Origin of the sequence: Serratia sp. BFP-2025 (assembly GCF_050880365.1) — a bacterium.
GTDB classification, from domain to species: Bacteria; Pseudomonadota; Gammaproteobacteria; order Enterobacterales; family Enterobacteriaceae; genus Serratia; species Serratia surfactantfaciens.
The window spans coordinates 75,535-100,914 of record NZ_JBPAFV010000005.1 but is presented as its reverse complement, the minus strand read 5'-3'; the positions used below and the strand labels follow the sequence as shown (position 1 = coordinate 100,914).

The window sequence follows — 25,380 nt, the reverse complement described above, 5'->3', positions numbered from 1 at the left end:
GCGTTTTTCCCTTATTTATTTCTGATGAAAGGCAATTCAATAACATTATTCCGCCGTAATACGAGCGGTAACCATTTGTGTTTCGCTCACAATTCGCAAAATGAAAAATGCGTGTTAACGACGTTGTTAATAAACGGCTACAGAAGGGATTTTTGCCGCTTTAACAATGGGAGGGCGGTCACGCAGCAACGGGAAATAAAAAGATGAAGGTTTATTGAGTCGGGTCAAAAAATGCCGCAAGTTTTCTTTCTCGGCAAGGGCGGAGCAGGCTCCGCCCTGACGGTTCTGGCTTAGCGTTTCTTACCGAACGCCGCGGCCAGCGCGTCGCCCATGGCGCTGTTGCCGGCCGGCGCCGCGTTGCGCGGTTTGGCCTTGTTGCCGCCCGCCGAACGATTGGCGTTGTCGCGCGTTTGCGCCGGCGCATTGCCGCCGCGGCGCGGCGAACCTTCGCCCGGTTGCTCATCCAGCCGCATGCTCAGCGCGATGCGTTTGCGTTGCAGATCGACTTCCATCACCTTCACTTTGACGATGTCGCCGGCCTTCACCACGGTATGCGGATCTTCAACGAACTTGTCCGCCAGCGAGGAGATGTGCACCAGGCCGTCCTGATGCACGCCGATATCCACGAAGGCGCCGAAGTTGGTGACGTTGGTGACCGATCCTTCAAGGATCATGCCCACCTGCAGATCGTTGAGGGTTTCCACGCCTTCGGCAAAGGTCGCGGTTTTGAACTCCGGACGCGGATCGCGGCCCGGTTTCTCCAGCTCTTTCAGGATGTCGGTAACCGTCGGCACGCCGAACTTGTCGTCGGTGAAATCGACCGCTTTGAGACTGCGCACCGCCGAAGCGTTGCCCATCAGGTCCTGCAGCGCCTGCTCGGTAGCGGCCAGAATGCGTTGCACCACCGGGTAGGCTTCCGGGTGAACGGTCGAAGCGTCCAGCGGATTGTCGCCGTGGTTGATGCGCAGGAAGCCGGCGCACTGTTCGAAGGCCTTCGGCCCCAGACGGCTGACCTTCAGCAGCTGTTCACGGTTGCTGAAGCGGCCGTTCTCGTCGCGCCAGTTGACGATGTTCTGGGCCATCATGCGCGTCAGGCCGGCCACACGGGTCAGCAACGGCACCGACGCAGTGTTCAGGTCGACGCCGACGGCGTTCACGCAGTCTTCCACCACCGAGTCCAGCTTCTTCGCCAGCTGGCTCTGGCTGACGTCATGCTGATACTGGCCGACGCCGATGGATTTCGGGTCGATCTTCACCAGCTCCGCCAGCGGATCCTGCAGGCGACGGGCAATGGATACCGCGCCACGCAGCGACACGTCGAGATCCGGGAATTCCTGCGCCGCCAGTTCGGACGCGGAATACACCGACGCACCCGCTTCGCTGACGATCACTTTCTGCGCCCGGACGTCGCTGAACTGCTTTTGCAGGTCGAGATAGAAACGCTCGGTTTCACGCGAAGCGGTGCCGTTGCCGATCGCCACCAGTTCCACGTGGTGTTTGATGCACAGCGCCGCGACGATGGTGGCGGCTTTGGCCGCTTGCCCGGTGTGCGGGTAGACGGTGTCGGTGGCCACCAGCTTGCCGGTCGCGTCGACCACGGCGACTTTCACCCCGGTGCGCAGGCCAGGATCGAGGCCCATGGTGGCGCGCATGCCGGCCGGTGCGGCCATCAACAGATCATGCATGTTGCGGGCGAAAACGTTGATCGCTTCGTCTTCCGCGCGTTCGCGCACCGTGCCCATCAGCTCGGTTTCCAGGTGCAGCAGCACCTTGATGCGCCAGGTCCAGTTGACCACCGCCTTGCGCCAGGCGTCGGCCGGGGCGTTGTTCAGACGCAGGTTGAGGTGGTTGATGATGATCAGCTCCGCCTGGCTTTCGCGCGGCGCTTCCTCAAACTGCGGATCGGCGTTCAGCGCCAGCTGCAGCACGCCTTCGTTGCGGCCGCGGAACATCGCCAGCGCGCGGTGCGAAGGCACCTGAGAAATCGGTTCGTGGTGATCGAAGTAGTCGCGGAACTTGGCGCCTTCTTCTTCCTTGCCTTCGACCACTTTGGACACCAGATGGGCGTTTTTCCACAGGTAGTCGCGCACCTTGGCCAGCAGCGCGGCGTCTTCGGCGAAGCGCTCCATCAGGATATAGCGCGCGCCGTCGAGGGCGGCTTTGACGTCCGCCACGCCCTTGTCGGCGTCGACGTAGCGTTCGGCCAGCTGCTCCGGCTGCTGCTGGGGATCTTGCCACAGCGTGTCCGCCAGCGGTTCCAGACCGGCTTCGATGGCGATCTGGCCGCGGGTGCGGCGCTTCGGTTTGTACGGCAGGTAGAGGTCTTCGAGTTCGGTCTTGCTCAGCGTGGCGTTGATCGCCCCCGCCAGTTGTTCGGTCAGTTTGCCCTGTTCATCGATCGACTTCAGGATAGTCTGGCGACGATCTTCCAGTTCACGCAGATAACCCAGGCGGGTCTCCAGCTGGCGCAGTTGGGTGTCGTCCAGGCCCCCGGTGACTTCCTTACGATAGCGTGCAATAAAGGGCACGGTATTACCTTCATCCAGCAGACGGATGGCGGAGTCGACTTGCTCCGGCCGGGCCTGCAGTTCTGTTGCAATAATGCGGCTCAGTGGGTCATTCATAGGTCTGGTATCTGTATTGAGAACGGTGAATAAACAGGGGACAGTTATACGGATTGATCGGGGAAAATGCCAGCGGAGCGGGCCGCCGCCGCGCGGCCGCGGCGTAGAGAACTGCGCAGGCGGCGGCGTTGGCGGCGGTTCGGAAAAAGCTGAAAGCTTACTTCGGGTAGTCTATCTCGTTAACGTACCACTGCGCTTCGCCCAGCGGGGTATTGACGGTGGCGATGTCCCCGACCTCTTTTTTCAGCAGGGCGCGCGCCATCGGCGCGTCGATGGAGATGTAATCCTTGCGGCCGAAAATCTCGTCGTAACCGACGATGCGAAAGCGTTTGATCTCGCCGTCGTCGTTCTCCACCTCTACCCAGGCGCCGAAGAACACCTTGCCTTCCTGCTGCGGGGAGTAATCGACGATCTTCAACTGCTCCAGGCATTTGGTCAGATAGCGGACGCGGCGGTCTATTTCGCGCAGCCGCTTCTTGTTGTATTGGTAGTCGGCGTTTTCGCTTCTGTCGCCCAGGCTGGCGGCCCAGGTCACTTTCTTGGTCACCTCGGGGCGTTCTTCGCGCCAGAGGTAATCCAGCTCTTGTTTGAGCTTGTCATACCCTTCACGGGTTATCAGTTGAGTTCTCATCGTGATTTATCTTTATGGGGCCACCGCCACAGTGTACGTGAATGCGGAAGGCTTTAAAAATGGCGCGCGGGCCTGCGCCTTGTCGCACGGTTTTTATTCAGTTTGCGCAGCTTTTAACAATCGGGAGTATGCTTAGCGATAGCGGAAAAGGAATGTGACGAAAGGAGGATATCTGGCGAGAGAGACAAGGAATTTTGGCGCACAACCCAACACATTGAAGGTATTACCGCATGGAATTTAAAGATTACTACGCAACGATGGGCGTCGAGCCCAACGCCGATCTGAAAACCATCAAAACGGCCTACCGCCGGCTGGCGCGTAAATATCACCCTGACGTGAGCACCGAAGAAGACGCCGAGAGCAAGTTTAAGGAGCTGGCCGAAGCCTATGAGGTACTGAAGGACGAAGAGCGCCGCGCCGAGTACGATCAGATCCGGCTGCACCGCAACGATCCGAACTTTGGCCGCCAGGCGCGCGGCGACCACGGTGGCTATCAGCAGAGCGCTTCATGGCACGGCGGCGGCGACGCACAAGACTTCTCCGATTTCTTCGAGAGCATGTTCGGCGGCCGGACGGCGGGCAGCCACCGTTCCTCTGCGCATTCGCACGGCGGGCACGGCTTCCGCGGCCAGGATCTGGAGATGGAAGTGCCGCTGTTTCTCGAGGAAACGCTGCATGGCCAAAGCCGCGAGATTTCCTACAAGCTGCCGGTGTACGACGAGCTGGGGCGGCAGGTGAGCGAAGCCAGCAAAACGCTGAACGTGAAAATCCCGGCGGGCGTCGGCGACGGCGAACGCATTCGCCTCAAGGGGCAGGGTGTCGCCGGTGTGGGCGGCGGCCAGAACGGCGATCTGTATCTGGTCATCCGCCTCGCGCCGCATCCGCTGTTTGAGATCGACGGCCACAACCTGAGCATCGTGGCGCCGCTCGCACCGTGGGAAGCGGCGCTCGGCGCCAGCATCGAGGTGCCGACGCTGACCGGCAAGATCGCGCTGACCGTGCCGGCCGGCAGCCAGAGCGGCAAACGGCTGCGGGTCAAAGGCAAAGGGCTGGCGGGCAAGAAAGAGCCCGGCGATCTGTACGTCATTCTCAAGGTGGTGATGCCGCCGAAACCCAACGAGAAAGCCAGCGCCCTGTGGCGAGAACTGGCCGAGCAGGCGCCGTTCAACCCACGCGCGGAATGGGAGTAAAGCACATGATGAAGAAAGAGATCACCTTCACCGTGGTGGAGTTGTGCCAACGGGTGGAAATTTCAGAGGATGAGCTGGTCGAGATCGTCGGCCTGGGCGTGATCGTGCCGCTGGAGCCGGCGCAGCCGAGCTGGGTGTTCGATTATCCGGCGCTGAGCCATCTGCAGCGTGCGCGCAGGCTGCGGGCCGAACTGGATCTGGACTGGCCGGGGATCGCCATGGCGCTGACGCTGCTCGACCGGGTGGATGCGCTGCAGCAAGAAAACCGTCAGCTGCGTAGGCAGCTGGCGCGTTTCCTGCAGACTTCCTGACCCGATATCAAAACGCCACCGTGCGGTTCGCCGGTGGCGAAATTGCGTAAAATTGGGCCGCTGCCCCACATTGCGCCGATAAAGGGCAAAATTTTGACGAACCCCCGTCGACATTCGATGAAAATTGTTGATAAATGGGGAAAAGAATAAGCTTTGTAACAATTTCGTCTAGAATACATACCATTAAACGCTGTCTCAAATGGCAAGGTTTTCTAACAATATTCGAGTCAGGCAATAAAGCCTTTGGGAGTAATACCATGCAAGAGAATCATAAGATCCTGGTTGTCGATGATGACATGCGCCTGCGCGCGCTTTTAGAACGTTATTTAACCGAGCAGGGCTTCCAGGTTCGCAGTGTCGCCAACGCTGAGCAAATGGATCGCTTGCTGACCCGTGAATCCTTCCATCTGATGGTGCTCGATCTGATGTTGCCGGGCGAAGACGGTCTGTCCATTTGCCGCCGCCTGCGCAGCCAGAGCAACCCGATGCCGATCATTATGGTCACCGCCAAAGGCGAAGAGGTCGATCGCATCGTGGGGCTGGAAATCGGCGCCGACGACTACATTCCTAAACCGTTCAACCCGCGTGAGCTGTTGGCTCGCATCCGCGCGGTGCTGCGCCGTCAGGCTAACGAACTGCCGGGCGCGCCTTCGCAGGAAGAGGCGGTGATCGCGTTCGGCAAATTCAAACTGAACCTCGGCACCCGCGAGATGTTCCGCGAAGACGAGCCGATGCCGTTGACCAGCGGCGAGTTCGCGGTCCTGAAGGCGCTGGTCAGCCACCCGCGTGAACCGCTGTCGCGCGATAAGCTGATGAACCTGGCGCGTGGCCGTGAATACAGCGCCATGGAACGTTCCATCGACGTGCAGATCTCTCGTCTGCGCCGCATGGTTGAAGAAGATCCGGCGCATCCGCGTTACATCCAGACCGTTTGGGGTCTCGGCTACGTGTTCGTTCCGGACGGCAGCAAGGCATGAGGCGATTGCGCTTTTCACCGCGTAGCTCGTTTGCCCGAACCCTGTTGTTGATCGTCACCTTGCTGTTCGTCAGCCTGGTGACGACCTATCTGGTGGTGCTGAACTTCGCCATCCTGCCCAGCCTGCAGCAGTTCAACAAGGTGTTGGCTTACGAAGTGCGTATGCTGATGACCGATCGGCTGCAGCTGGAGGATGGCACGTTGCTGGAAGTGCCGCCGGCGTTCCGTCGTGAGATCTACCGCGAGCTGGGCATCTCTCTCTACACCAATTCGGCGGCGGAAGAGAGCGGCCTGCGCTGGGCGCAGCACTACCAGTTCCTCAGCCAGCAGATGGCGCAGCAGCTTGGCGGGCCGACCGATGTGCGGGTGGAGGTGAACAAGAACTCCCCGGTGGTGTGGCTGAAAACCTGGTTGCAGCCCGATATCTGGGTACGCGTGCCGCTGACGGAAATCCATCAGGGCGACTTCTCTCCGCTATTCCGCTATACGCTGGCGATCATGCTGTTGGCGATCGGCGGCGCCTGGCTGTTTATCCGTATTCAAAACCGCCCGCTGGTGGAGCTGGAACATGCGGCGCTGCAGGTGGGCAAGGGCATTATTCCGCCGCCGCTGCGCGAGTATGGCGCTTCCGAAGTGCGCTCGGTGACTCGTGCGTTCAATCAGATGGCGTCGGGCGTCAAGCAGCTGGCGGACGACCGCACCTTGCTGATGGCCGGGGTCAGCCACGACCTGCGCACGCCGTTGACGCGCATCCGGCTGGCGACGGAGATGATGAGCGCCGAAGACGGCTATCTGGCCGAGTCGATCAATAAAGACATCGAAGAGTGCAACGCCATCATCGAACAGTTCATCGATTATCTGCGCACCGGGCAGGAAATGCCGACCGAAAGCAGCGATCTGAACGCCATTTTGGGCGAGGTGGTCGCGGCGGAGAGCGGTTATGAGCGGGTGATTGAAACTGCGCTGTCGCCGGGCGAGCTGATGATGAACGTACACCCGCTGTCGATTAAGCGGGCGGCGGTGAATATGGTGGTGAACGCGGCGCGTTACGGCAACGGCTGGATCAAAGTCAGCAGCGGCCGCGAGCTGCAGCGCGGCTGGTTCCAGGTCGAGGATGACGGCCCGGGCATCAAGCCGGAAGAATTGAAGCACCTACTGCAGCCGTTCGTACGCGGCGACAGCGCGCGCAGCACCAGCGGCACCGGTCTGGGGCTGGCGATCGTGCAGCGTATTATCGATGCGCACGACGGGGCGCTGGATATCGGCACCAGCGAACGCGGCGGGTTGTTGATCCGCGCGTATATCCCGCTGCCGATGGAGAAAAAAGAGTCGGCCAACGGCCATCAAACGGCCAGGGAAAACGCCTGACCCCCTGGCGCGGGCTGCCTCGCTGCGGCCCCGTCAGGACTTCCTGCTCATCACGTAGTATTCCGCCGCATCCTCATGCAACCGACGGCCGGTCGGCGCCTGCCACGGATCGATGAGCTCGATGCCGCAGTGGAGAAAGTCTTTGGTATTGCGGGTGGCCAGGACGGCACCGTAATGCAGGCAGGTGGCGGCGATTTGGGTATCCGGCATGCTCATCGCTTTACCCAGAAGCCGATTCCTTGCCGTCAATTCCGCGTATTGCATCGCGCACAGCCCATCAAACGGCAATATCTGCCCCTCGAACTTCAATTCAATCGCGTCCGCCAATTTGAGCTTGAGATCCCGCTGGCGCTTGCCGTCAGGCATGCAGGCGACGCCGCTGAACAGTTCGGCCAGGACTATGGCGCTCAGATAGAGCTCGTCATTGTCCTTTTCATTTAACCAGTTAATGACGTTGTAGTACGGACTGGGGCGCAGCGTCTCCGAAATAACGTTGGTGTCGAGAATAATCATGCGTTGTCATCTTCATCATCAAAGGTGACGATGCGTGGTGGCACGGCGTCACGCGGTGGGATCTCCAGCTCGACGCCGCCGAATTCGGCGAAGTGCTGATGCATCCAGGTACCCAATCCATAGCGCGGCGGCTTTTTCACCAGCGCCTGCTTCAGGATCATGCGCGCTTCCTCTTCCATGGAATGGCCGTTTTTCGCCGCTGAAATACGCAGCAGTTCTTTGATTTCGTCGTCCAGATTTCTGACGGTGATAGTAGCCATTGAAACCTCCTTTGCTATCAATGATTGCATTGACTTATTTTCTCGTTTCGCTGGTTAAAAAGCAATCACGAAAAATAAAAAAAGGCGCGGGATCCGCGCCTTAGCTGAAGAGGTAATGCCACCGAATTACAGCTTCGGGCCGGCGCTGACCAGCGCGGCGCCTGCAGGCGTGTCGGTGTATTTGTCGAAGTTGGTGATGAAGCGCTCGGCCAGATCCTGCGCTTTTTCCTGCCACTGCTCGAGGCTAGCGTAGGTATTGCGTGGATCGAGGATCTCCGGATTCACGCCAGGCAGCGCGGTCGGCATCGCCAGATCGAAGATCGGCAGGGTTACGGTTTCCGCCTTGTCGATCTCACCGCTCAGGATGGCGTCGATGATGCCGCGCGTGTCTTTGATCGAGATGCGTTTGCCGGTGCCGTTCCAGCCGGTATTGACCAGGTAAGCCTGGGCGCCGGCGGCCTGCATGCGTTTCACCAGCACTTCGGCGTACTGCGTCGGGTGCAGCGACAGGAACGCGGCGCCGAAGCAGGCGGAGAAGGTTGGCGTCGGTTCGGTCACGCCGCGCTCGGTGCCGGCCAGCTTGGCGGTGAAACCGGACAGGAAGTGGTACTGCGTCTGGTTGGCGGTCAGGCGCGATACCGGCGGCAGCACGCCGAAGGCGTCAGCGGTCAGGAAGATCACCTTGGTGGCGTGACCCGCCTTGGACACCGGCTTGACGATGTTCTGGATATGGTAGATCGGGTAAGAAACGCGGGTGTTCTCGGTTTTCGAACCGTCGTTGAAGTCGATGGTGCCATCGGCCAGCACGGTGACGTTTTCCAGCAGCGCGTCGCGCTTGATGGCGTGATAGATATCCGGCTCGGCTTCTTCAGACAGTTTGATGGTCTTGGCGTAGCAGCCGCCTTCGAAGTTGAACACGCCATCGTCGTCCCAGCCGTGTTCGTCATCGCCGATCAGCTGGCGTTTAGGATCGGTGGAGAGGGTGGTCTTGCCGGTACCGGACAGGCCGAAGAACACCGCTACGTCGCCTTTCTCGCCCACGTTGGCCGAGCAGTGCATCGAGGCGATGCCTTTCAGCGGCAGCAGGTAGTTCATCATCGAGAACATGCCTTTCTTCATTTCGCCGCCGTACCAGGTGCCGCCGATCAGCTGCATGCGCTCGGTCAGGTTGAAGGCGACGAAGTTCTCCGAGTTCAGGCCTTGCTGCTGCCAGTTCGGGTTGGTGCATTTGGCGCCGTTCATCACCACGAAGTCCGGTTCGAAGTCAGCCAGCTCTTCGTCGCTTGGGCGGATGAACATGTTTTTCACGAAGTGCGCCTGCCAGGCCACCTCGGTGATGAAGCGCACTTTCAGGCGCGAGTCGGCGTTGGCGCCGCAGAAGGTATCCACCACGAACAGGCGCTTGCCGGACAATTGCTCAGTGACCAGGTGTTTCAGATCGGCCCACACTTCCGGGCTGAGGGGTTTGTTGTCGTTTTTGCCTTTGCCCTGATCGGCCCACCACACGGTATCGCGGGTGATGTCGTCGCGGACGATGTATTTGTCTTTCGGCGAACGACCGGTGAAGATGCCGGTATCGACGGAGACGGCACCCAGCTTGGTGACTACCCCACGCTCAAAACCTTCCAGAGATGGGTCTGTTTCTTCCTTAAACAGCAGTTCATAGCTCGGGTTGTGAACGATTTCGCTAACGTCGTGAATGCCGTAAGCGGCCAGATCCTGAGGGGTTATACCTTTAACGCGCATGTTACTACTCCTTGGTCACAGAATTTCTGGCGGCAATTGTAGGGATCTAACGGTGCGTAACCGCGATGGGTATCAAATATTTAACGTTTTAGGCGGTATTTCGTTACGATCTGAGAGATAGCACACGGAAAAAAGCAAACGTGCAAACGGCGGGCGTTGGCGGGCGCCGGGCGCGCCCGCCGGGAGGGTATAACTTAGTGCAACTGGTCGCTTTCGCCGGTGTTACCCGCATACAACGCGGCAACATCAACCGGGTCAAAGACATAGTGGCTGCCGCAATAGTCGCAGTGCATGTCGATATTGCCGTCCTGCTCCAGCATGTCCGCCACTTCGTCGGTCGGCAGGGTCAGCAGCGCGTCGGCGCAACGCTGGCGTGAACAGGTGCAACGGAACTGCACGTCCTGCGGTTCGTACAGGGTGACTTCTTCCTGGTGGTACAGACGGTACAGCACCTCGTTGGCCGGCAGGCCGAACAGCTCTTCGCTTTTGACCGTGTTGGTCAGTTGCACCAGGTGATCGAAATCATCGAGGTTGCCGTCCTGCGCTGGCAGCACCTGCAGCAGCATACCGGCCGCCGCGGCGTTGCCTTCCGCTTCGCCGGTGCGGATGAACAGGCGGGTTGGCAGCTGCTCAGACTGACGGAAGTAGGCTTCCAGGCATTCGGCCAGGGTTTCGCCTTCCAGGCCGACCACGCCCTGATAGCGCTCGCCTTCCGTCGGGGAAATGGTGATTACCATGACGCCGTTGCCGATCATCTGATGCAAGGTGCTGTCGTCGGCGATAGGCGCCTGGGTGCGCGCAACGCCGCGCATCTCCTGACGGTTGTTGCCGTTGATCACCGCCAGCTTCAGCGGGCCGTCGCCTTGCAGCTGAACGGTAATGTCGCCGTCGAACTTCAGGGTGGCGGTCAACAGACTGGTGGCGACCAGCAGCTCGCCCAGCAGTTTTTGTACCGGCGCCGGGTAGTCGTGGTTATTCAGGATCTGCTGATAGGTTTCGCTGACGGTAACCAGCTCGCCGCGCACCGCGTAGTTTTCAAACAGGTAACGGTGCAATTGGTCATGGTTGGACATAATCTTCTCTCATTGCGGTGAGGGGTTATTCCGGCTCACCAAATTTAAATTTCATCAGGTCGCGCCGCTCCTTTTTGTCCGGACGGCGGTCCGGATGCGGCATGGTCAACGCGTTCATCTTGCGCGCCAGCGCCATTTTTTCGCGGTTGGCGATGCTGGCTTCGGTTTCCTGATACATTTGCTGCGCCTCGTTGGCGCCGCGGCGTTGGCTGGTCAGCGCCAGCACGATCACCGTACGTTCTTCGTTGCCCTGCCGCAGCTTGAGCTCGGCGTTGAGTTCGACAATCTTGCTCGGCTTGCCGCGCTGGCCGTTGTAATGCACCTTGCCGCCGTCGATCATTTCGCGCGCCAGTGCGCGGGTCTTATAGAAGCGTGCGGCCCACAGCCACTTATCCAGTCGGACCGCGTCGTCGCGCGTCGCTTTTTCCTTCATGCTTCCCCCTTGGCCAGCGCCGGTATCAGCAGGCGATAGTCGCGCATCGACGGATGGCGCTGGAAGCTTTTCTCCGCCGTGCTGGAGTCCGGGTTTTGCACGCCCAGGCAGTAACGAATGCCGAAAGTGCGCGCCGCGTCCAGGATCGGCTCGCCGTCGTCGACAAACAGCGTGCGCTGCGGATTGAATCCGGTGTGCTGCTGCACCGCCTGCCACAGACGCTGATCTTCTTTCGGATAACCAAATGTGTGGGTGGAAAACAATAAATCAAGGTGCCGATCGAGACCGGTATGCTCGATTTTGACCGCCAGGCTGTGCGGATGGGCGTTGGTCAACAGAATGGTTTGCAGGCCGGCGTCGCGCAGCGCCCGTAAAAACGGCTCGGTGTCTTCGCGCAGCCGGGCGCGGCTGCCCACTTCGCTGGTCATGCGGTAGATGTCCAGATCCAACCGCTCGCTCCAATAATCGAAGCAGTACCAGTTCATAGTGTGCTGCACCGCCTGATATTCCCGCTGAATGATATCACGGGCTTCGTCGAACGGAATGGCGCGCCTCTCGCTCAGTGCCTGCGGCACCAGGCTGAGCCAAAAGTGGCTGTCGAACTCCAGATCCAGCAAGGTGCCGTCCATATCCAGCAGCACGGTATCGATCTGCGGCCAGTCAAACTCAGGGACCATAAAAACTCCACGGGTGGACCGACGGACGGTCCGCAGATGAGAATAATAGCGTTAGCGTAGCATAAGCAGATGACAGGGCGGAGGCCCCGGCGTCAGGTTCAGGCCATCGGCCGCATCGACATCGGATTGAGCTGCGGGTTGAAGCAGCTGTCGTAGTAGCGCTGAATATCGGCGACGCGGTGCTGGTTGATGCGCCGGCGCTGCACCAGCCGCCAGGCGTTATAACCCAGGCTGACGACCACCGCCAGCAACAGCAGGCTGGTGCCGAGGTAGCGCCACAGGGTGATCATGTCCGGTTCGCTGTGCAGCGCCACGTGGCGAGTGCCGTTGGCATCAACGCTGAGGCTGGTGATAACGCCCTGCGCCTGGAACGGGGTGTGCAGCAGCAGATTGGAAAGGCGTTGCAGCTCGTTCCACTGGTCGAGGGCGTTGTATTCGCTCTGCGGCGTCTGCGGCTGCGGGTGACTGACCAACTGACGGCCTTCGTCGCTGCTGATCAGGAAACCGCCCGGCGGCGGGCTGTTGAGCGCCGCGGCGGCCAGCCGCGTTTCATTGAAGATGAACGATGACGTGGCCACCTTGGTCAAACTGTCCAGCGATTCGGCGCTTACCGGGCGCAGCAGGACGTTGACGCCCTGCAGCGCACCAGACTTGGCGCGTTTCACCAGGCCGTTCCAGTTTTTGGCGTTACCCAGATTGACCAGCGCGTTTTTCAGCCGCACGCAGTCGCTTTCAGCCTGGCACAGATCCTGCGTTTTCAGCACGATATCGGAGAAGTCGTCCAACAGGATCATGCCGGATTTCTCGATGGCGCTGGCCAGTTGCGGGTTGACCTTCTGATCAGCGCCGCTTGGATGCAGCTGGCTGTTGACCGTGGCCAACAGGGCCGTCGCTTTGTCGATGACTTCCGATTCCGGCGGCGGCAGTGGAGCGGCGTTGTTCCAGTAGATGCCGGAGCAGTCGAACGGCGCAAAGTTGACGGCGCCGCCACCGTTGGCCGGCGGCGGCACATAGCACATGCCGCTGCCGCGCACCTTCAGCGTATCGCCGATGCGCAGCGGCGTGGCTTCCAGCGCTTGCACGCTGGTCACTTCCACTTTTTGCGCGCCTTGCAGCCAGGCCATGCTGAGGGTCAATGGCAGGTTGAGCGGGATATAGACCAGCAGCAGCAGCAGCACCAGCGCCGAACTGGCGACCAGCACCGCATTGCGCCCCCACTGCTGAAGCGGGAAATTCTTCACTTCGTCATGCAGCGAGAGGAAGCGCCCCTGGCGCACCACCTGCCGATTGAGGTAGACATCCACATCGGTGGTTTTGCCCAGGTCCTGCGTCAGGTAAGGCTGCCAATGCTGCGGATAGATAAGATCGATAATGCCGAGCGAAATATTGCTGATCTGCCCTTGGCCGGATTCACCGAACAGGCCCCAGCGCTTTGGCGTGCCGCGCAGGCAGTGGATCTCTTTCAGTTCGCGTGGCGCCGGGCGGCGGAACAGGTTCCAGCAGCCCCAGGCGATCATCAGCACCGCCACGAAGATCATCCAGGGGATCACCAGCACCGGGCTGATCAGGCTAAAGAACAGCAACAACAGCGCGGCGGAGATGATGACGGCTTCACGGATGCCGTTCGGCCGATTCAGCGCATGCTCTTCCGGCGTTTCTTTGCGAATGTTCACCAGCTCGACATGTTCGCTCTCCTCCTTGCGGATAGAGGCGTTTTTAGTCGGTGCGGCGGTCACTACCGGCGGCTGCGGCCGATCGTGGATATGATCTTTCAGCGAGTGTCCGTTGAGCGAAATCACCAGCGGCAACGTCTGGGTCCTGATCACTTCCACATGGTTGTCGGCGGTGATATAGGGTTCCCAAAACGGCGGCAGGTGCACCTCTTCGGCGTCGAGATAGTAGCGCCATTTATTGGGATCGTCGCTGGCCAGGCCGTAGCGGGTGATGGCGTGCGTCACGGGATATACGCTATCGCTTTGCGGCGTGAGCGCCAGTTTTGCGTTGGGCTGCATCGCGCTGCCGCCGGGCAACAGTTTGTTGCTCAGCTTGTTTTGCTGATTGAGATAGAACTCGACTGCGGCACGCTCTTCGTCGGTCAGCTTGCGATGGGCGGGTTTGATAAACGGCAACGTGTGCGTCAGCGCCGACGGGTGGCGGGCCTTGAACCATAGATACAGGCCGGCGGCGATCAGGCAGACAAGCACTAAGGCCAATATCAACACTATTGTGCTCATGCAATCCCCATCTCACACCCGTGAATTTCGCCAACCTGATGAAAAGCTGAATATTATACGGAGTAAACCGCCAGGAGGCACCCAGAACTAATGAGGGAACAAACAGATTCTCGCTCTGGATCTCATTCCTTCATGACGCAAGGCCATTTTATCACTGATTCTTGCCTGCGTGATACTAGCAGCCGGCCTGTGCCGTCGATATCGGTATTATCCTATTTTCATGCGTGCTGTTTGCTGAATCAGTACGGAAAATCGCCCGCCGCTGGCTACGCTTGTTAAAAGAAAGTAAATTACTGTTCATGCTCGTTGCGGCGAAGCTTGCCCTTAACGCACAATGTGATCAAGATCGAATTTGGTCAGCGTTTGAGCGCCAACGAGCCGTGCGCTACGCCAATCATTATTTCGGTTGCCCCCGTCTGCGCCTGGGTAACCTCTTTGAGGCAATCATGGATAAACACCTGCAAAAACCTAAAATTCTGAAAGTGGAAACGGTCGCGCGTTCGCGTTTGTTTAACGTCGAGTCGGTCGATTTGGAATTCAGCAACGGTGTTCGGCGGGTGTATGAGCGTATGCGGCCTTCGGATCGCGAAGCGGTAATGATCGTGCCGGTGATTGGCGATGACCTGCTGCTGATCCGCGAGTATGCGGTGGGCACTGAATCCTATGAGCTGGGTTTCCCGAAAGGGTTGATCGATCCCGGTGAAGGGGTGCTGGAGGCGGCCAACCGCGAGCTGATGGAAGAGGTGGGATACGGGGCGAAGCGCTTTGACTTCCTCAGCAAGCTGACGATGGCGCCATCCTACTTTTCCAGCAAAATGAATATCGTGCTGGCGCACGATCTCTATCCGCAGAGCCTGGAAGGGGACGAGCCGGAGCCGCTGCCGCAGGTGCGCTGGCCGATCGCCAACATGATGGCGCTGCTGGCAGAACCGGATTTCCGCGAGGCGCGCAACGTCAGCGCGCTGTTCCTCTCCGAGGCGTTTCTGCGCGCTTCGCGCTGAGACGCTGCGCGTTGCATAAAAAAAGGGCCAGATTTCTCTGGCCCTTTTCGATCAGAACAGCTCGTGGCTTTCGCCGCCCGGATCGGTCAACGTGGTGCCGGTATCGCGCGATGGGTAGTCCGTCGGCTGCGTTCCTTCGATGAAGTACTCGGAACGGCTGCCGCCGCCACCGCCGGAGAGCTTGCCGCTGCTCTTGTCGATGGTGACGCTGATGATGCCCGGCGGCGGCGTGACTTTCTGCTCCGGGATGCCTTCCAGCGCGGTCTTCATGAAGTCGTCCCATGCCGGTTGGGCGCTCTTGGCCCCGCCTTCACCGCCGGAAATCTGATCCGGGATGGCGCCGGACACCGTCGAACGGCCCAGGTCGCGGCGGTGATCGTCGAAGCCGATCCACACCGACGTCACGGTATCCGGACCATAACCGGAGAACCAGGCGTCTTTGGAGCTGTTGGTGGTGCCGGTTTTGCCGCCGATATCATGACGTTTCAGATCGCGCCCGGCGCGCCAGGCGGTGCCCATCCAACCCGGTTCACCGAAGATGTTGCTGTTCAGCGCATCGTGGATCAGGAACGCCAGCTGTGTGCTGATCACGTGCGGCGCATACTGTTGGTCGCCGTCCTGCTGTACCTGAGCCGGGGTGACCTGCTCCAGCTGCGGCATCGGCACCGTGCTGTTGTTGCCTTCCTGCGAAGTGGCGACGTTTTCGATGTTGTCATCGGACAGTACCGCCGAGCGGCGAGTGTCACCGTAGATAACCGGCAGATTACAGCTGCTGCACACCACTTTCGGCTTGGCTTCGAACACCGTATTGCCGTTATCGTCTTCGATCTTGGTGATGAAGTACGGGTCGACCAGGTAACCGCCGTTCGCCAGCACCGCATAGCCGCGCACCAACTGCATCGGCGTGAAGGAGGCGGAACCCAGCGCCAGCGATTCGGTATGCACGATGTTCTGCGCCGGGAAGCCGAAGCGCTGCAGATATTCCGCCGCGTAGTCGACGCCCATCGCCCGCATCGCGCGCACCATCACCACGTTCTTCGATTGCCCCAGCCCCTGACGCAGGCGGATCGGGCCGTCGTAGGTTGGCGGCGAGTTTTTCGGCCGCCAGTCGGTGCCGGCGCCGGCATCCCAACGGGTGATCGGCAAATCGTTCAGGATGGTGGCCAGCGTCAGGCCTTTATCCATCGCGGCGGTGTACAGGAACGGTTTGATGTTCGAGCCGACCTGACGCAGGGCCTGCGTGACGCGGTTGAACTTGCTCTGGTTGAAGTCGAAGCCGCCGACCAGCGCTTTTACCGCGCCGTCGTTCGGGTTGATGGAGACCAGCGCCGAGTTGACGTCCGGCACCTGCGACAGCCACCAGGCTTCGTTCACTTTACGCACCCACACTTGCTGGCCGGCCTGCACGACGTCGGTGACGCGTTTCGGCGTTGGGCCCTGCTGCGTGTCTGAACGGTATGGCCGCGCCCAGCGCATGGTGGCCATCGGCAAGGCAATGCTGCTGCCGTCGGCCAGCATCGCCGTCGCTTCCTGCGGGTTGGCGGCGGTGATCACCGCCGGCGCCAGCGGGCCGTAGTTCGGCAGGTTTTTCAGCGAATCGATAATCTGTTTGCGATCCCAGGCCGCTTCGCCGACTTTCCACAGCACGTTGGACGGGCCGCGATAGCCGTGGCGCATGTCATAGGCCAGCACGTTGTTGCGCACCGACTCCTGCGCCGCCAGCTGCAGCCGCTTGGTGACGGTGGTGTAAACCTTGTAGCCGTCGGTATAGGCGTTTTCACCGTAGCGCTTGATCATCTCCTGGCGCACCATCTCGGAGAGATAAGGTGCGGAGAAGCTGATTTCCGGCGCATGGTAGTTGGCGACCAAATCTTCGCTACGAGCCTGATCGTACTGCGCCTGCGTGATGTAATGCTCGTCCAGCATGCGCGACAGCACCACATTGCGACGGGCAACGGCGCGATCGTGCGAATAGAGCGGGTTAAAGGTGGACGGCGCTTTCGGCAGACCGGCGATGGTCGCCATTTCGCTCAGGGTGAGCTGGCTGACGTCTTTGCCGAAATAGACCTGCGCGGCGGCGCCCACGCCGTAGGCGCGGTAACCCAGATAGATCTTGTTCAGATACAGCTCAAGGATTTCATCCTTGGTGAGCATCTGCTCGATGCGCACCGCCAGGAAGGCTTCCTTGATTTTACGCATCAGGGTGCGTTCCGGGCTTAAGAAGAAGTTACGCGCCAGCTGTTGGGTAATGGTACTGGCCCCCTGTGAAGCGTGGCCGGAGACCAACGCGATGGAGGCGGCACGGAAGATACCGACCGGATCCACGCCGTGGTGATCATAGAAGCGGCTGTCTTCGGTGGCGATAAACGCGTGCACCATTACCGGCGGAATTTGATCCAGCTTCAGCGGAATGCGGCGCTTCTCGCCGTACTGGGCGATCAGTTCGCCATCGGCGCTGTAGACCTGCATCGGTATCTGCAGCCGCACGTCTTTCAGCGTTGCAACGTCGGGCAGCTGCGGCTCGACATATTTGTACAAGCCGAAAATCGAGGCTGCTCCCAGCACGATGCAACATACTGCAAGGATTAGTAAATACTTTACGAACTTCACCTGAGATTTCCCATTTCTTAGTCATTTGGGCAGTTTGTAAACAACCGCGCGGTAGTATAAAGGCAAGCCTGCGACATGGATATGTTCTTTTATCATCTGATGTTATGGAGGCTTGCGAAACATGTTCCCTCAAGCATGGCAGGTGGGGCTGGATATACAAATCGACTGCGTGCGGGCGATGGCGGTTCAGCGTCGCCGCAATGGCTGGCAGTTGCGTCACTGGTGGCAACAGGCGCTGCCGCAGGCGGTTTTACGCGACGGCTGCCTGGCACCTTCAGAATTCCTTACCCGGGCGCTGCGGCAATGGCGCGTTCAACTGCCGCGACATATTTCCTTACGCATTGCCCTGCCGGCGCAGCGAGTGTTGCAGCAGCGCATGGCGCAGCCGGACGCGCGACTGCGCGAGCCGGAGCGCAGCGACTATATCTGCGGCCACGGTTTAAAACAGTTTCCGCTCGATGGCCAGACGCTGGCGCTCGATTATCGCGCCGCGCCGGCGGATGAGGCGGCGTTGTTGTTGACCGCCGCGCGGCGACAGGAGCTGCAGCAGTGGCTGTATTGTCTGCGCCAGGCTGGTCTGCATCCGCAAGCGGTCGATATCACGCCCTGCGCGCTGCGAATGATGGCGACGGCGGCGGGCGTGCCGATCGCTGCGGGGCTGATGCACCGTCTCGAACGAGAATGGCTGTGGGTGGCGCCGGCCGACGGCGCGTTCGCCTTTGGCCTGGCGCCGGGCGACGATGGCGCGCAGGCGTTGCGGGCGCTGCAATCCCAGTCGCCGCCAGGCGACGATCGGCCGATCTATGCCGGCGGCGTGCTGGCGGGATCTCTGCCCGCCGGCTGTCTTTCCTGGTCACCGCTCAGCGCCTTCACGCAGTTGCGTCCGCCGTTGCCTGCGCATCCCCCGGCGTTCGCGTTGGCCGGCGGTCTGGCGCTGCGCGAGGAGGACCGCTGATGTATCAGGTCAACTTTCTGCCCTGGCGGCAACGCCGTGACCGACGGCGTGGCTATTTCTGGCTGTGCGTGTTGCTGTTGCAGGTTACGGTGCTGTTGTTGGCGGGATTCCTCGTCGCCGGCCAGCAGCGCCATCAACAGGCGCAGCGGCAAGAGCGACTGGCGACGTTGGATGAAGAGCTGGCGGCATTGACGCTGCTCGCCCGTCAACAGCAACAAGAGCGGGCTCAGCAGGCGCGGCACCGCGCCCTCGCCGAACGGCAGGCGAACAATGCCCAACATAACCGGCGTTATTTACAGCTGCTGCAACATTTGTCCTCCTGCGTTCCCCCTGCGCTGTGGCTCACGACGTTGGACAGCGATGCGGCGAACGGCCTGCGGCTGCATGGGCTGAGCGGTTCTCCTGCGGCCATCTCGCAGTTCGAACGGCGATTGGCGAAGATGCCCGCGCTGCCGCGGCTGCGTTTGGCGGAGGTGGTGCAGCGCGAAGACGGGCTGTTCTCCTTTCATCTGGCGGCGCCATGGGGGCGTGATGGATAACCGTTTGTCATCCGGGCTGCGCTTTTGGCTGGGCCTGTCGGGTTGGCAGTTGCTGGCCGCGCAATGGCTGGGCATCGGCGCGTTGGCGCTACTGGGTGGCGGCTGGATGCTGCAAGACGAATGGCGCCAGCAGGCAAACGCGACGGAGCGGCAACAACGCTTGCTGCAACAGATCGCCATGGTGCGGAGCCAGCTGGACGAGGCGCCGCAGGCCGCTATCCCCGCAGCGCCAGTTCCTCCACTCCCAACCGGCGATCTGGCGAGCGCGCTGCAACGGGTGGGGGGCGACTTGCTGCGCTGGCAGCAGCAGGAAAAACCGCTGCGGCAAACGCTGAGCTTGCGCATTGACTACGCCGGTTTACTGACGTTGCTGGAGGCGCTACCGGCCAATTTGCGCCTTGTACAACTGCGCGTGGAGACCCCGCCGCAGGGCATGACGGCGCGGTTGGTGCTGCAGGATGCCTCCGAGGAGCGAGCCGATGAGCATGAGTAGAAGACTCGGCCTTGGGTGGTGGCTGCTATGGCCGTGGGCCTTATGCGCGGAATCGCGCGATCCGTTTGCGCCGCCTTCGCAGCCTGCTTGTGTCCAGGCGGCATCGCCGGCAGGTTGGCGACTGAAGGGCGTCATCGGGCAGCCAACGCAGCGCTATGGCTGGGTGGTGACGCCGGCGGGTCAATGGCTGCGCCTGCGGCCGCAGCAGCGGGTGCTCGCCGAACGCTGGCAGGTAACGCAGGTGCAGGCGCGCAGCCTGACGTTAACGGCGCTGGCGGCCGAACCGGATTGCCCGGCAGGTCACGGCGACGTATCGCTGACGATGGACAACAAGGATGGCAAATCATGAAAGGACGCGCTGGACTGGGTATGGCGCTGTGGTATCTGATGCTCGGCGCCGCGCAGGCGCAGGATAAACAGGTTATTTCGCTGGAGTTTCAAGACGCGCCGGTCACGGTCATCCTGCAGGCGCTGGCGGATTATCGGCAGATGAACCTGATCGCCGCGCCCGGTGTGAGCGGCAACCTGACGCTGCGGCTGGAGAATGTGCCCTGGCCGCAGGCACTGGCGCTGACCTTGCGCATGAGCAAACTGGCGATGACGCGTGAGGGCAACGTGATGCTTGTCTCCCCGGAGCCGGACGAGCAGCAAAAAAAACAGCAGCGAGAGGCGCTGGCGCAAAGGCAACCGCTGCACAGCCTGACGCTGACGTTGCAAAACGGCGATGCGGCGGAGATTGCCGAAAGCCTCAACGCCCAACGCGGCGCCTTGCTTAGCGAGCGTGGCAGCGTGCTGGCGGATAAGCGCACCAATACGCTGCTGTTGCGTGACACCACGCCGATGTTGGCACAGTTGAAAAAGCGCGTAACGGAAATGGACGCGCCGCTGGCGCAGGTGCAGCTGGCGGCGCATATCGTGACCATCAACAGCGAAAGCCTGCGTGAACTTGGCGTGCGCTGGGGATTGGCGCCCGACGACAGGCCGGCACAGCCGCTGCGGCCGGGCAATCTCGGCGTCAACCTGCCGCTGGAGCGCAGCGCGGTGAACGCCGGTTTCCACCTGGCGCGCATCAGCGGGCGCTTGCTGAGCCTCGAGCTGACGGCGCTGGAGCAGGAGAATCAGGTGGAGATCATCGCCAGCCCGCGCCTGCTGACGGCGCACTTGCAAACCGCCAGCATCAAACAGGGCACGGAGATCCCTTACGAAGTCTCAAGCGGCGCCAGCGGCGCGACCGCGATCGAGTTCAAAGAGGCGGTGCTGGGTATGGAGGTGACGCCGAAGGTGTTGCCGGACGGGCGCATCACGCTGACGCTGCACATCAGCCAAAATATGCCGGGGCGCGCCATCAGCCGGGGGGCGGGCGAAGCGCTGACCATCGATAAACAGGAGATTAAGACGCAGATCACGGTGAAAAACGGCGAAACCCTGGTACTCGGCGGCATTTTTCAACGGCATCAAGGCAATACGGCGGACAAGGTGCCGGGGTTGGGAAACGCGCCGCTGCTGGGGGGCTTGTTCCGGCAGAGCGGCGCACAGCAGAAAAAACGCGAGCTGGTGATCTTCATTACGCCGACGTTGATTAAGGGATAAGCGGCTGCCTGTCGGCCGGACGGCAAATCTCCTAAAGTTGATGAGCAGATACACTTTTTTATCCCCTTGGGGGGATCTGCGTTTGACGCTGCGGCCGATTTAGCTTACAAGGGTTACCGAATTGAGCACCGAGGTTTTTTGTTAGCGCCAAGACGCCGTTAAAAACATATGGTTTCCCTCCCGCGGCGTGGATTGCGATTTATTCGGTTGCCAAACTACCAAGAGTGTTGAGATAATTTTTCGTCTGATCTCGCACTATCGCTCATGAGGTTTCAGTTTAGGTCCCGCCGCTGATTTGATTGGCGGGGCGGGTTAACATTAACGAATTGTCTTAGTAATACCGAAAAACATGGCAGAGAAACGCAATATCTTTCTGGTTGGGCCTATGGGTGCCGGCAAAAGCACTATTGGCCGTCAGTTAGCTCAGCAACTCAATATGGAGTTCTTCGACTCCGATCAAGAAATTGAGCGACGTACCGGAGCTGACGTGGGCTGGGTATTCGACGTGGAAGGGGAAGAAGGTTTCCGCGATCGTGAAGAAAAAGTCATTAATGAACTGACGGAAAAACAAGGGATTGTGTTGGCGACCGGCGGCGGTTCGGTGAAGTCGCGCGAAACGCGCAACCGTCTGTCCGCGCGCGGCGTGGTGGTCTATTTGGAAACCACGATCGAGAAGCAGCTGGCTCGCACCCAGCGTGATAAAAAACGCCCGCTGCTGCAGGTCGACTCTCCGCCGCGCGAGGTGTTGGAAGCGTTGGCGAAAGAGCGCAATCCGTTGTATGAAGAGATTGCTGATGTCACCATCCGCACCGACGATCAGAGCGCTAAAGTGGTTGCCAACCAGATCATCAACATGCTGGAAAGCAACTGATTGCCGATTTTCGCGTTCGCCGTCGGCTAATGCGGAAAACTGATTTGTGTTCCCCGCCGCTGCGGGGAGCAACCACCGCCGCACCATACAGAGAACTGAGCGCGACATGGAGAGAATTACTGTAACGCTTGGGGAGCGCAGCTACCCGATTACCATCGCCGCCGGATTGTTTAACGATCCGGCTTCTTTTATGCCGTTAAAGGCGGGTGAGCAAGCGATGTTGGTCACCAACCAGACCCTGGCGCCGCTCTATCTGGAGCGTGTCCGGCAGGTGCTGGAGCAGGGCGGCGTCGTGGTGGATCAGGTGATCCTTCCCGATGGTGAACAGTACAAATCTCTGGCGGTGTTGGAGCAGGTGTTTTCGGCGCTGCTCGAAAAACCGCACGGGCGCGACACCACGTTGATCGCGCTTGGTGGCGGCGTTGTCGGCGATCTGACCGGCTTTGCCGCCGCGTGCTATCAACGCGGCGTGCGCTTTATTCAGGTTCCCACCACGCTGTTGTCGCAGGTGGACTCTTCCGTGGGCGGCAAGACCGCCGTCAACCACCCGCTCGGCAAAAACATGATCGGCGCTTTCTATCAACCCGCTTCGGTGGTGGTTGATCTGGATTGCCTGAAGACATTGCCGGCGCGTGAACTCTCTTCCGGCCTGGCTGAAGTCATCAAATACGGGATCATCCTCGATCGCGAATTCTTCGTCTGGTTGGAAAACAATATCGATGCGCTGATGGCGCTGGATATGCAGGCGTTGGCCTACTGTATTCGCCGCTGCTGCGAACTGAAGGCTGAGGTCGTGGCCGCCGACGAACGCGAAAGCGGTCTGCGCGCCTTGCTGAATCTGGGCCATACTTACGGCCACGCCATCGAAGCCGAAATGGGCTACGGCGTATGGCTGCACGGCGAAGCGGTGGCTGCGGGCATGGTGATGGCGGCGGAAACCGCATATCGTCTCGGCCAGTTCTCCGTTGAAGACATCGAACGCGTCAAAGCGCTGCTGTTGCGCGCCGGCTTGCCGGTCTGCGGGCCGCAGGAAATGACGCCGGCATCCTATCTGCCGCACATGCTGCGCGACAAGAAAGTGCTGGCGGGTGAACTGCGTCTGGTGCTGCCGACCGCGATCGGCGCGGCGGAAGTGCGCGGCGGCATAGGGCATGAGCTGGTGTTGGCGTCGATCGCCGCCTGCCTGCCTGAGCAGAAGCGTAATTAAATCGGACTAAGTAACAGTGGCTTAGCCGCCATTTGCATCTATATTAATACAGTGAGCAGAGCACGACGGGTGTCGCTTTGCCATCATCGGGTTAATCTGCCCGTGCCACGGTAGGTCTACGGTGGTGGGCTTTTGCCTCTAGTTGGAGGGTTTCAGATGGACGAGTTTAAACCGGAAGACGATCTCAGACCTGATAGCAGCGATCGTCGTCCTACGCGTTCGCGCAAGCCGGCCGCTGCGCCGCGCTTCGCCGTTTCGCGCCAGCATTTGATGATTGGCATCGGCATTTTGGTGTTGCTGCTGCTGATTATCGGCATCGGTTCCGCCCTGAAGGCGCCGACCAAACATGAGGCGGCTCAGGAGAGCGGCGCGCAAAACGGCGCGGCCCGCGATATCAACCTGTCCGGTTCTTCGTCGCTGACCACCGCCAATAACGGCGTGCCGGGCGGCACGACAGATACCCACGACAACAGCGGCGTAAGCGCGACTCAGCCGCAGCAACCGCAGAACGTCAGCGTTCCGCCGATCTCCGGCACGCCGACCGAAGCGCAAACTCAGCCTCAGCAGGGCGGTGCGCAGCAGCGCGTCGATTTGCCGGGCAACATGGCGGATGCGCTGTCGCAGCAGCAGGGGCAGGTGGATGCCGCGACCCAGGGCATGACCGGCGCAGCGTCGTCGTTGCCGACCGCACCGGCGACGGTGATGAGCGGCGCCGCGGCGCGCGAAGCGACACGTCCTGTGCAGGGCACCGCGCAGCAGCATAAAACGCCGGCGAAAACCGCCGTGACTAAACCGAACGCTACGCAGCATAAATCACCGACTACGGTGTATACGCCGCCGGCCAAGCCGTCTTCCACCGCGAAAGCGGAGGCGGTCAGCAGCAGCGGCAGTTCTCTGCAGTCTGCGCCGGGCAGCCACTATACCTTGCAGCTGAGCAGCGCTTCGCGCTCCGATACGCTGAACGCCTACGCCAAGCAACAGAAGCTGCAGAATTACCTGGTGTACGCCACTAAGCGCGACGGTAAGCCGTGGTACGTGCTGGTGAGCGGCAACTACGCGTCTTCTGCGGAAGCGAAGCGCGCCATCGCTTCGTTGCCGGCGGATGTGCAGGCGAAAAAACCATGGGTCCGACCTGTACACCAAGTGCAGCAAGATCTTAAAAAATAAATCATTTAAATTTGTGCGCTGATGTGCTGTCTGAAACAGAGTACAATCCGCCGCTCTGAATTGTATAAGTAGCTAATTGACGGCATGAAGAAAAACCGCGCTTTTTTAAAATGGGCTGGTGGAAAATACCCGCTGGTAGATGAGATTCGTCGCCATCTGCCGGCGGGAGACTGCTTAATCGAGCCCTTCGTGGGTGCGGGATCCGTCTTTCTGAATACGGATTACGACGCCTACATTCTCGCCGACATCAATAGCGATCTTATCAACCTGTATAACATCGTTAAGCTGCGCACGGATGACTTCGTGCGCGATGCCCGCACGCTTTTCGCCGATGAATTCAATAACTCGGATCAGTTTTACCTGCTGCGAGAAGAGTTCAATACTAGCACCGAGCCTTACCGCCGGGCGCTGCTGTTCCTGTATCTGAACCGTCACTGCTATAACGGCCTGTGCCGCTATAACCTGCGCGGCGAGTTCAACGTGCCGTTTGGCCGCTACAAGAAACCGTACTTCCCGGAAGAAGAGCTCTACTGGTTTGCCGAAAAATCGCGCAATGCCACTTTTGTCTGCGAGCATTACCGCGATACCATGGCGAAGGCCGTGGCCGGCGCCGTGGTGTATTGTGATCCGCCTTACGCGCCGCTGTCGGCGACGGCGAATTTCACCGCTTACCACACCAACAGCTTCAGCATCGCCGATCAGCAGAGCCTGGCGCATCTGGCGCACCAGCTCTCGGTAGAGAGCCAGGTGCCGGTATTGATCTCCAATCACGATACCGAGCTGACGCGCGACTGGTATCAGCATGCTGCGCTGTATGTGGTGAAAGCGCGCCGCACGATCAGCCGCAATATTCTCGGCCGCAGCAAAGTGAACGAGCTTTTGGCGCTGTATCGCTAAGCCGGGGGCACCCC

At 60.2% G+C, this 25,380-nt stretch carries 24 protein-coding genes; 14 read left to right on the top strand and 10 right to left on the bottom strand.

The genetic code is table 11. The features are described from left to right. Positions 1-290 precede the first annotated feature (290 nt). Positions 291-2,624, bottom strand: a complete 2,334-nt coding sequence (locus tag ACRAWE_RS22615) for a Tex family protein (RefSeq protein ID WP_019455160.1) — start codon at positions 2,622-2,624, stop codon at positions 291-293. Positions 2,625-2,781: 157 nt separating this feature from the next. Beyond that, positions 2,782-3,255, bottom strand: coding sequence for a transcription elongation factor GreB (gene greB, locus ACRAWE_RS22610; RefSeq protein WP_019455159.1), 474 nt, complete (start codon positions 3,253-3,255; stop codon positions 2,782-2,784). Between the two features lie 230 nt (positions 3,256-3,485). Here greB and cbpA point away from each other — a divergent pair, with 230 nt between their 5' ends. From cbpA to envZ, 4 genes are all read left to right on the top strand, one after another. Next, positions 3,486-4,445 carry a curved DNA-binding protein gene (gene cbpA / locus ACRAWE_RS22605; RefSeq protein WP_019455158.1) on the top strand — a complete coding sequence of 320 codons (960 nt, stop codon included), beginning with the start codon at positions 3,486-3,488 and terminating at the stop codon, positions 4,443-4,445. Between the two features lie 5 nt (positions 4,446-4,450). Beyond that, positions 4,451-4,756 (top strand): chaperone modulator CbpM, encoded by a 306-nt coding sequence (locus ACRAWE_RS22600; RefSeq protein ID WP_019455157.1) that lies wholly within the window; start codon positions 4,451-4,453, stop codon positions 4,754-4,756. 257 nt (positions 4,757-5,013) lie between these two features. After that, complete coding sequence (gene ompR / locus ACRAWE_RS22595; RefSeq protein WP_004709363.1) at positions 5,014-5,733, top strand: osmolarity response regulator transcription factor OmpR; 720 nt, start codon at positions 5,014-5,016, stop codon at positions 5,731-5,733. Then, entirely contained in the window at positions 5,730-7,100 is a 1,371-nt protein-coding gene (envZ, locus tag ACRAWE_RS22590) for a two-component system sensor histidine kinase EnvZ (protein ID WP_025159901.1), read from the top strand. Before ompR ends, envZ begins: the two co-directional genes overlap by 4 nt. A gap of 33 nt (positions 7,101-7,133) precedes the next feature. Here envZ and ACRAWE_RS22585 read toward each other — a convergent pair whose 3' ends face one another. The 7 genes from ACRAWE_RS22585 to ACRAWE_RS22555 form a co-directional block, all read right to left on the bottom strand. Next, positions 7,134-7,613 (bottom strand): type II toxin-antitoxin system VapC family toxin, encoded by a 480-nt coding sequence (locus ACRAWE_RS22585; protein ID WP_432525912.1) that lies wholly within the window; start codon positions 7,611-7,613, stop codon positions 7,134-7,136. Continuing rightward, a complete protein-coding gene (locus tag ACRAWE_RS22580; protein WP_004930730.1) occupies positions 7,610-7,873 on the bottom strand; it encodes a FitA-like ribbon-helix-helix domain-containing protein in 264 nt (87 codons plus the stop codon). Before ACRAWE_RS22580 ends, ACRAWE_RS22585 begins: the two co-directional genes overlap by 4 nt. 126 nt (positions 7,874-7,999) lie before the next feature. Continuing rightward, positions 8,000-9,619, bottom strand: a complete 1,620-nt coding sequence (gene pckA, locus ACRAWE_RS22575; protein ID WP_025159902.1) for a phosphoenolpyruvate carboxykinase (ATP) — start codon at positions 9,617-9,619, stop codon at positions 8,000-8,002. A 194-nt stretch (positions 9,620-9,813) separates the two neighbouring features. Further along, a complete protein-coding gene (gene hslO, locus ACRAWE_RS22570) occupies positions 9,814-10,692 on the bottom strand; it encodes an Hsp33 family molecular chaperone HslO (protein WP_015379307.1) in 879 nt (292 codons plus the stop codon). A gap of 25 nt (positions 10,693-10,717) precedes the next feature. After that, the gene (gene hslR / locus ACRAWE_RS22565) at positions 10,718-11,125 is read right to left on the bottom strand and encodes a ribosome-associated heat shock protein Hsp15 (protein WP_025304547.1); all 408 of its coding nucleotides are present in this window, start codon (positions 11,123-11,125) and stop codon (positions 10,718-10,720) included. Then, positions 11,122-11,802 carry a GMP/IMP nucleotidase gene (yrfG, locus tag ACRAWE_RS22560; protein ID WP_019456170.1) on the bottom strand — a complete coding sequence of 227 codons (681 nt, stop codon included), beginning with the start codon at positions 11,800-11,802 and terminating at the stop codon, positions 11,122-11,124. Before yrfG ends, hslR begins: the two co-directional genes overlap by 4 nt. 98 nt (positions 11,803-11,900) lie before the next feature. Beyond that, positions 11,901-14,036: an intracellular growth attenuator family protein gene (locus tag ACRAWE_RS22555; protein ID WP_063918393.1), complete on the bottom strand. Its 2,136-nt coding sequence runs from the start codon at positions 14,034-14,036 to the stop codon at positions 11,901-11,903. Between the two features lie 446 nt (positions 14,037-14,482). Between ACRAWE_RS22555 and nudE the strand changes: the two genes are divergently transcribed. Then, on the top strand, positions 14,483-15,037 hold the full coding sequence (gene nudE / locus ACRAWE_RS22550; protein ID WP_015379304.1) for an ADP compounds hydrolase NudE: 555 nt from the start codon (positions 14,483-14,485) through the stop codon (positions 15,035-15,037). A gap of 51 nt (positions 15,038-15,088) precedes the next feature. Here nudE and mrcA read toward each other — a convergent pair whose 3' ends face one another. Then, positions 15,089-17,647, bottom strand: a complete 2,559-nt coding sequence (gene mrcA, locus ACRAWE_RS22545) for a peptidoglycan glycosyltransferase/peptidoglycan DD-transpeptidase MrcA (RefSeq protein ID WP_025159904.1) — start codon at positions 17,645-17,647, stop codon at positions 15,089-15,091. Between the two features lie 121 nt (positions 17,648-17,768). On the opposite strand from mrcA, the gene pilM reads away from it, so the two are divergent. The 9 genes from pilM (at position 17,769) to dam (ending at position 25,366) form a co-directional block, all read left to right on the top strand. Further along, a complete protein-coding gene (gene pilM / locus ACRAWE_RS22540; protein ID WP_432525911.1) occupies positions 17,769-18,602 on the top strand; it encodes a type IV pilus biogenesis protein PilM in 834 nt (277 codons plus the stop codon). Then, complete coding sequence (locus ACRAWE_RS22535; RefSeq protein ID WP_432525910.1) at positions 18,602-19,141, top strand: PilN domain-containing protein; 540 nt, start codon at positions 18,602-18,604, stop codon at positions 19,139-19,141. Before pilM ends, ACRAWE_RS22535 begins: the two co-directional genes overlap by 1 nt. Beyond that, a complete protein-coding gene (locus tag ACRAWE_RS22530; protein ID WP_432525909.1) occupies positions 19,134-19,634 on the top strand; it encodes a hypothetical protein in 501 nt (166 codons plus the stop codon). The genes ACRAWE_RS22535 and ACRAWE_RS22530 overlap by 8 nt, the downstream gene beginning before the upstream one ends. Beyond that, positions 19,627-19,983: a HofP DNA utilization family protein gene (locus ACRAWE_RS22525; protein WP_432525908.1), complete on the top strand. Its 357-nt coding sequence runs from the start codon at positions 19,627-19,629 to the stop codon at positions 19,981-19,983. The genes ACRAWE_RS22530 and ACRAWE_RS22525 overlap by 8 nt, the downstream gene beginning before the upstream one ends. Next, a complete protein-coding gene (gene hofQ / locus ACRAWE_RS22520) occupies positions 19,980-21,224 on the top strand; it encodes a DNA uptake porin HofQ (RefSeq protein ID WP_432525907.1) in 1,245 nt (414 codons plus the stop codon). Before ACRAWE_RS22525 ends, hofQ begins: the two co-directional genes overlap by 4 nt. Positions 21,225-21,573: 349 nt before the next feature. Beyond that, positions 21,574-22,095: a shikimate kinase AroK gene (aroK, locus tag ACRAWE_RS22515; RefSeq protein WP_004391482.1), complete on the top strand. Its 522-nt coding sequence runs from the start codon at positions 21,574-21,576 to the stop codon at positions 22,093-22,095. 106 nt (positions 22,096-22,201) lie between these two features. Further along, complete coding sequence (gene aroB, locus ACRAWE_RS22510; RefSeq protein ID WP_019456162.1) at positions 22,202-23,302, top strand: 3-dehydroquinate synthase; 1,101 nt, start codon at positions 22,202-22,204, stop codon at positions 23,300-23,302. A 156-nt stretch (positions 23,303-23,458) separates the two neighbouring features. Continuing rightward, positions 23,459-24,469 carry an SPOR domain-containing protein gene (locus tag ACRAWE_RS22505; protein WP_197668280.1) on the top strand — a complete coding sequence of 337 codons (1,011 nt, stop codon included), beginning with the start codon at positions 23,459-23,461 and terminating at the stop codon, positions 24,467-24,469. 84 nt (positions 24,470-24,553) lie between these two features. Continuing rightward, positions 24,554-25,366 (top strand): adenine-specific DNA-methyltransferase, encoded by an 813-nt coding sequence (dam, locus tag ACRAWE_RS22500; protein WP_004930319.1) that lies wholly within the window; start codon positions 24,554-24,556, stop codon positions 25,364-25,366. Positions 25,367-25,380 lie beyond the last annotated feature (14 nt).

Coding starts and splice junctions, on each gene's coding strand:
- ACRAWE_RS22600 (WP_019455157.1), top strand. CDS start 4,451: ATGATGAAGAAAGAGATCACCTTCACCGTGGTGGAGTTGTGCCAACGG.
- hslR (WP_025304547.1), bottom strand. CDS start 11,125: ATGAAGGAAAAAGCGACGCGCGACGACGCGGTCCGACTGGATAAGTGG.
- ACRAWE_RS22555 (WP_063918393.1), bottom strand. CDS start 14,036: ATGAGCACAATAGTGTTGATATTGGCCTTAGTGCTTGTCTGCCTGATC.
- yrfG (WP_019456170.1), bottom strand. CDS start 11,802: ATGGTCCCTGAGTTTGACTGGCCGCAGATCGATACCGTGCTGCTGGAT.
- nudE (WP_015379304.1), top strand. CDS start 14,483: ATGGATAAACACCTGCAAAAACCTAAAATTCTGAAAGTGGAAACGGTC.
- aroK (WP_004391482.1), top strand. CDS start 21,574: ATGGCAGAGAAACGCAATATCTTTCTGGTTGGGCCTATGGGTGCCGGC.
- cbpA (WP_019455158.1), top strand. CDS start 3,486: ATGGAATTTAAAGATTACTACGCAACGATGGGCGTCGAGCCCAACGCC.
- greB (WP_019455159.1), bottom strand. CDS start 3,255: ATGAGAACTCAACTGATAACCCGTGAAGGGTATGACAAGCTCAAACAA.
- dam (WP_004930319.1), top strand. CDS start 24,554: ATGAAGAAAAACCGCGCTTTTTTAAAATGGGCTGGTGGAAAATACCCG.
- ACRAWE_RS22505 (WP_197668280.1), top strand. CDS start 23,459: ATGGACGAGTTTAAACCGGAAGACGATCTCAGACCTGATAGCAGCGAT.
- pilM (WP_432525911.1), top strand. CDS start 17,769: ATGTTCCCTCAAGCATGGCAGGTGGGGCTGGATATACAAATCGACTGC.
- ACRAWE_RS22615 (WP_019455160.1), bottom strand. CDS start 2,624: ATGAATGACCCACTGAGCCGCATTATTGCAACAGAACTGCAGGCCCGG.
- ACRAWE_RS22580 (WP_004930730.1), bottom strand. CDS start 7,873: ATGGCTACTATCACCGTCAGAAATCTGGACGACGAAATCAAAGAACTG.
- pckA (WP_025159902.1), bottom strand. CDS start 9,619: ATGCGCGTTAAAGGTATAACCCCTCAGGATCTGGCCGCTTACGGCATT.
- hslO (WP_015379307.1), bottom strand. CDS start 10,692: ATGTCCAACCATGACCAATTGCACCGTTACCTGTTTGAAAACTACGCG.
- ACRAWE_RS22525 (WP_432525908.1), top strand. CDS start 19,627: ATGAGTAGAAGACTCGGCCTTGGGTGGTGGCTGCTATGGCCGTGGGCC.
- ACRAWE_RS22585 (WP_432525912.1), bottom strand. CDS start 7,613: ATGATTATTCTCGACACCAACGTTATTTCGGAGACGCTGCGCCCCAGT.
- ompR (WP_004709363.1), top strand. CDS start 5,014: ATGCAAGAGAATCATAAGATCCTGGTTGTCGATGATGACATGCGCCTG.
- ACRAWE_RS22530 (WP_432525909.1), top strand. CDS start 19,134: ATGGATAACCGTTTGTCATCCGGGCTGCGCTTTTGGCTGGGCCTGTCG.
- ACRAWE_RS22535 (WP_432525910.1), top strand. CDS start 18,602: ATGTATCAGGTCAACTTTCTGCCCTGGCGGCAACGCCGTGACCGACGG.
- hofQ (WP_432525907.1), top strand. CDS start 19,980: ATGAAAGGACGCGCTGGACTGGGTATGGCGCTGTGGTATCTGATGCTC.
- aroB (WP_019456162.1), top strand. CDS start 22,202: ATGGAGAGAATTACTGTAACGCTTGGGGAGCGCAGCTACCCGATTACC.
- envZ (WP_025159901.1), top strand. CDS start 5,730: ATGAGGCGATTGCGCTTTTCACCGCGTAGCTCGTTTGCCCGAACCCTG.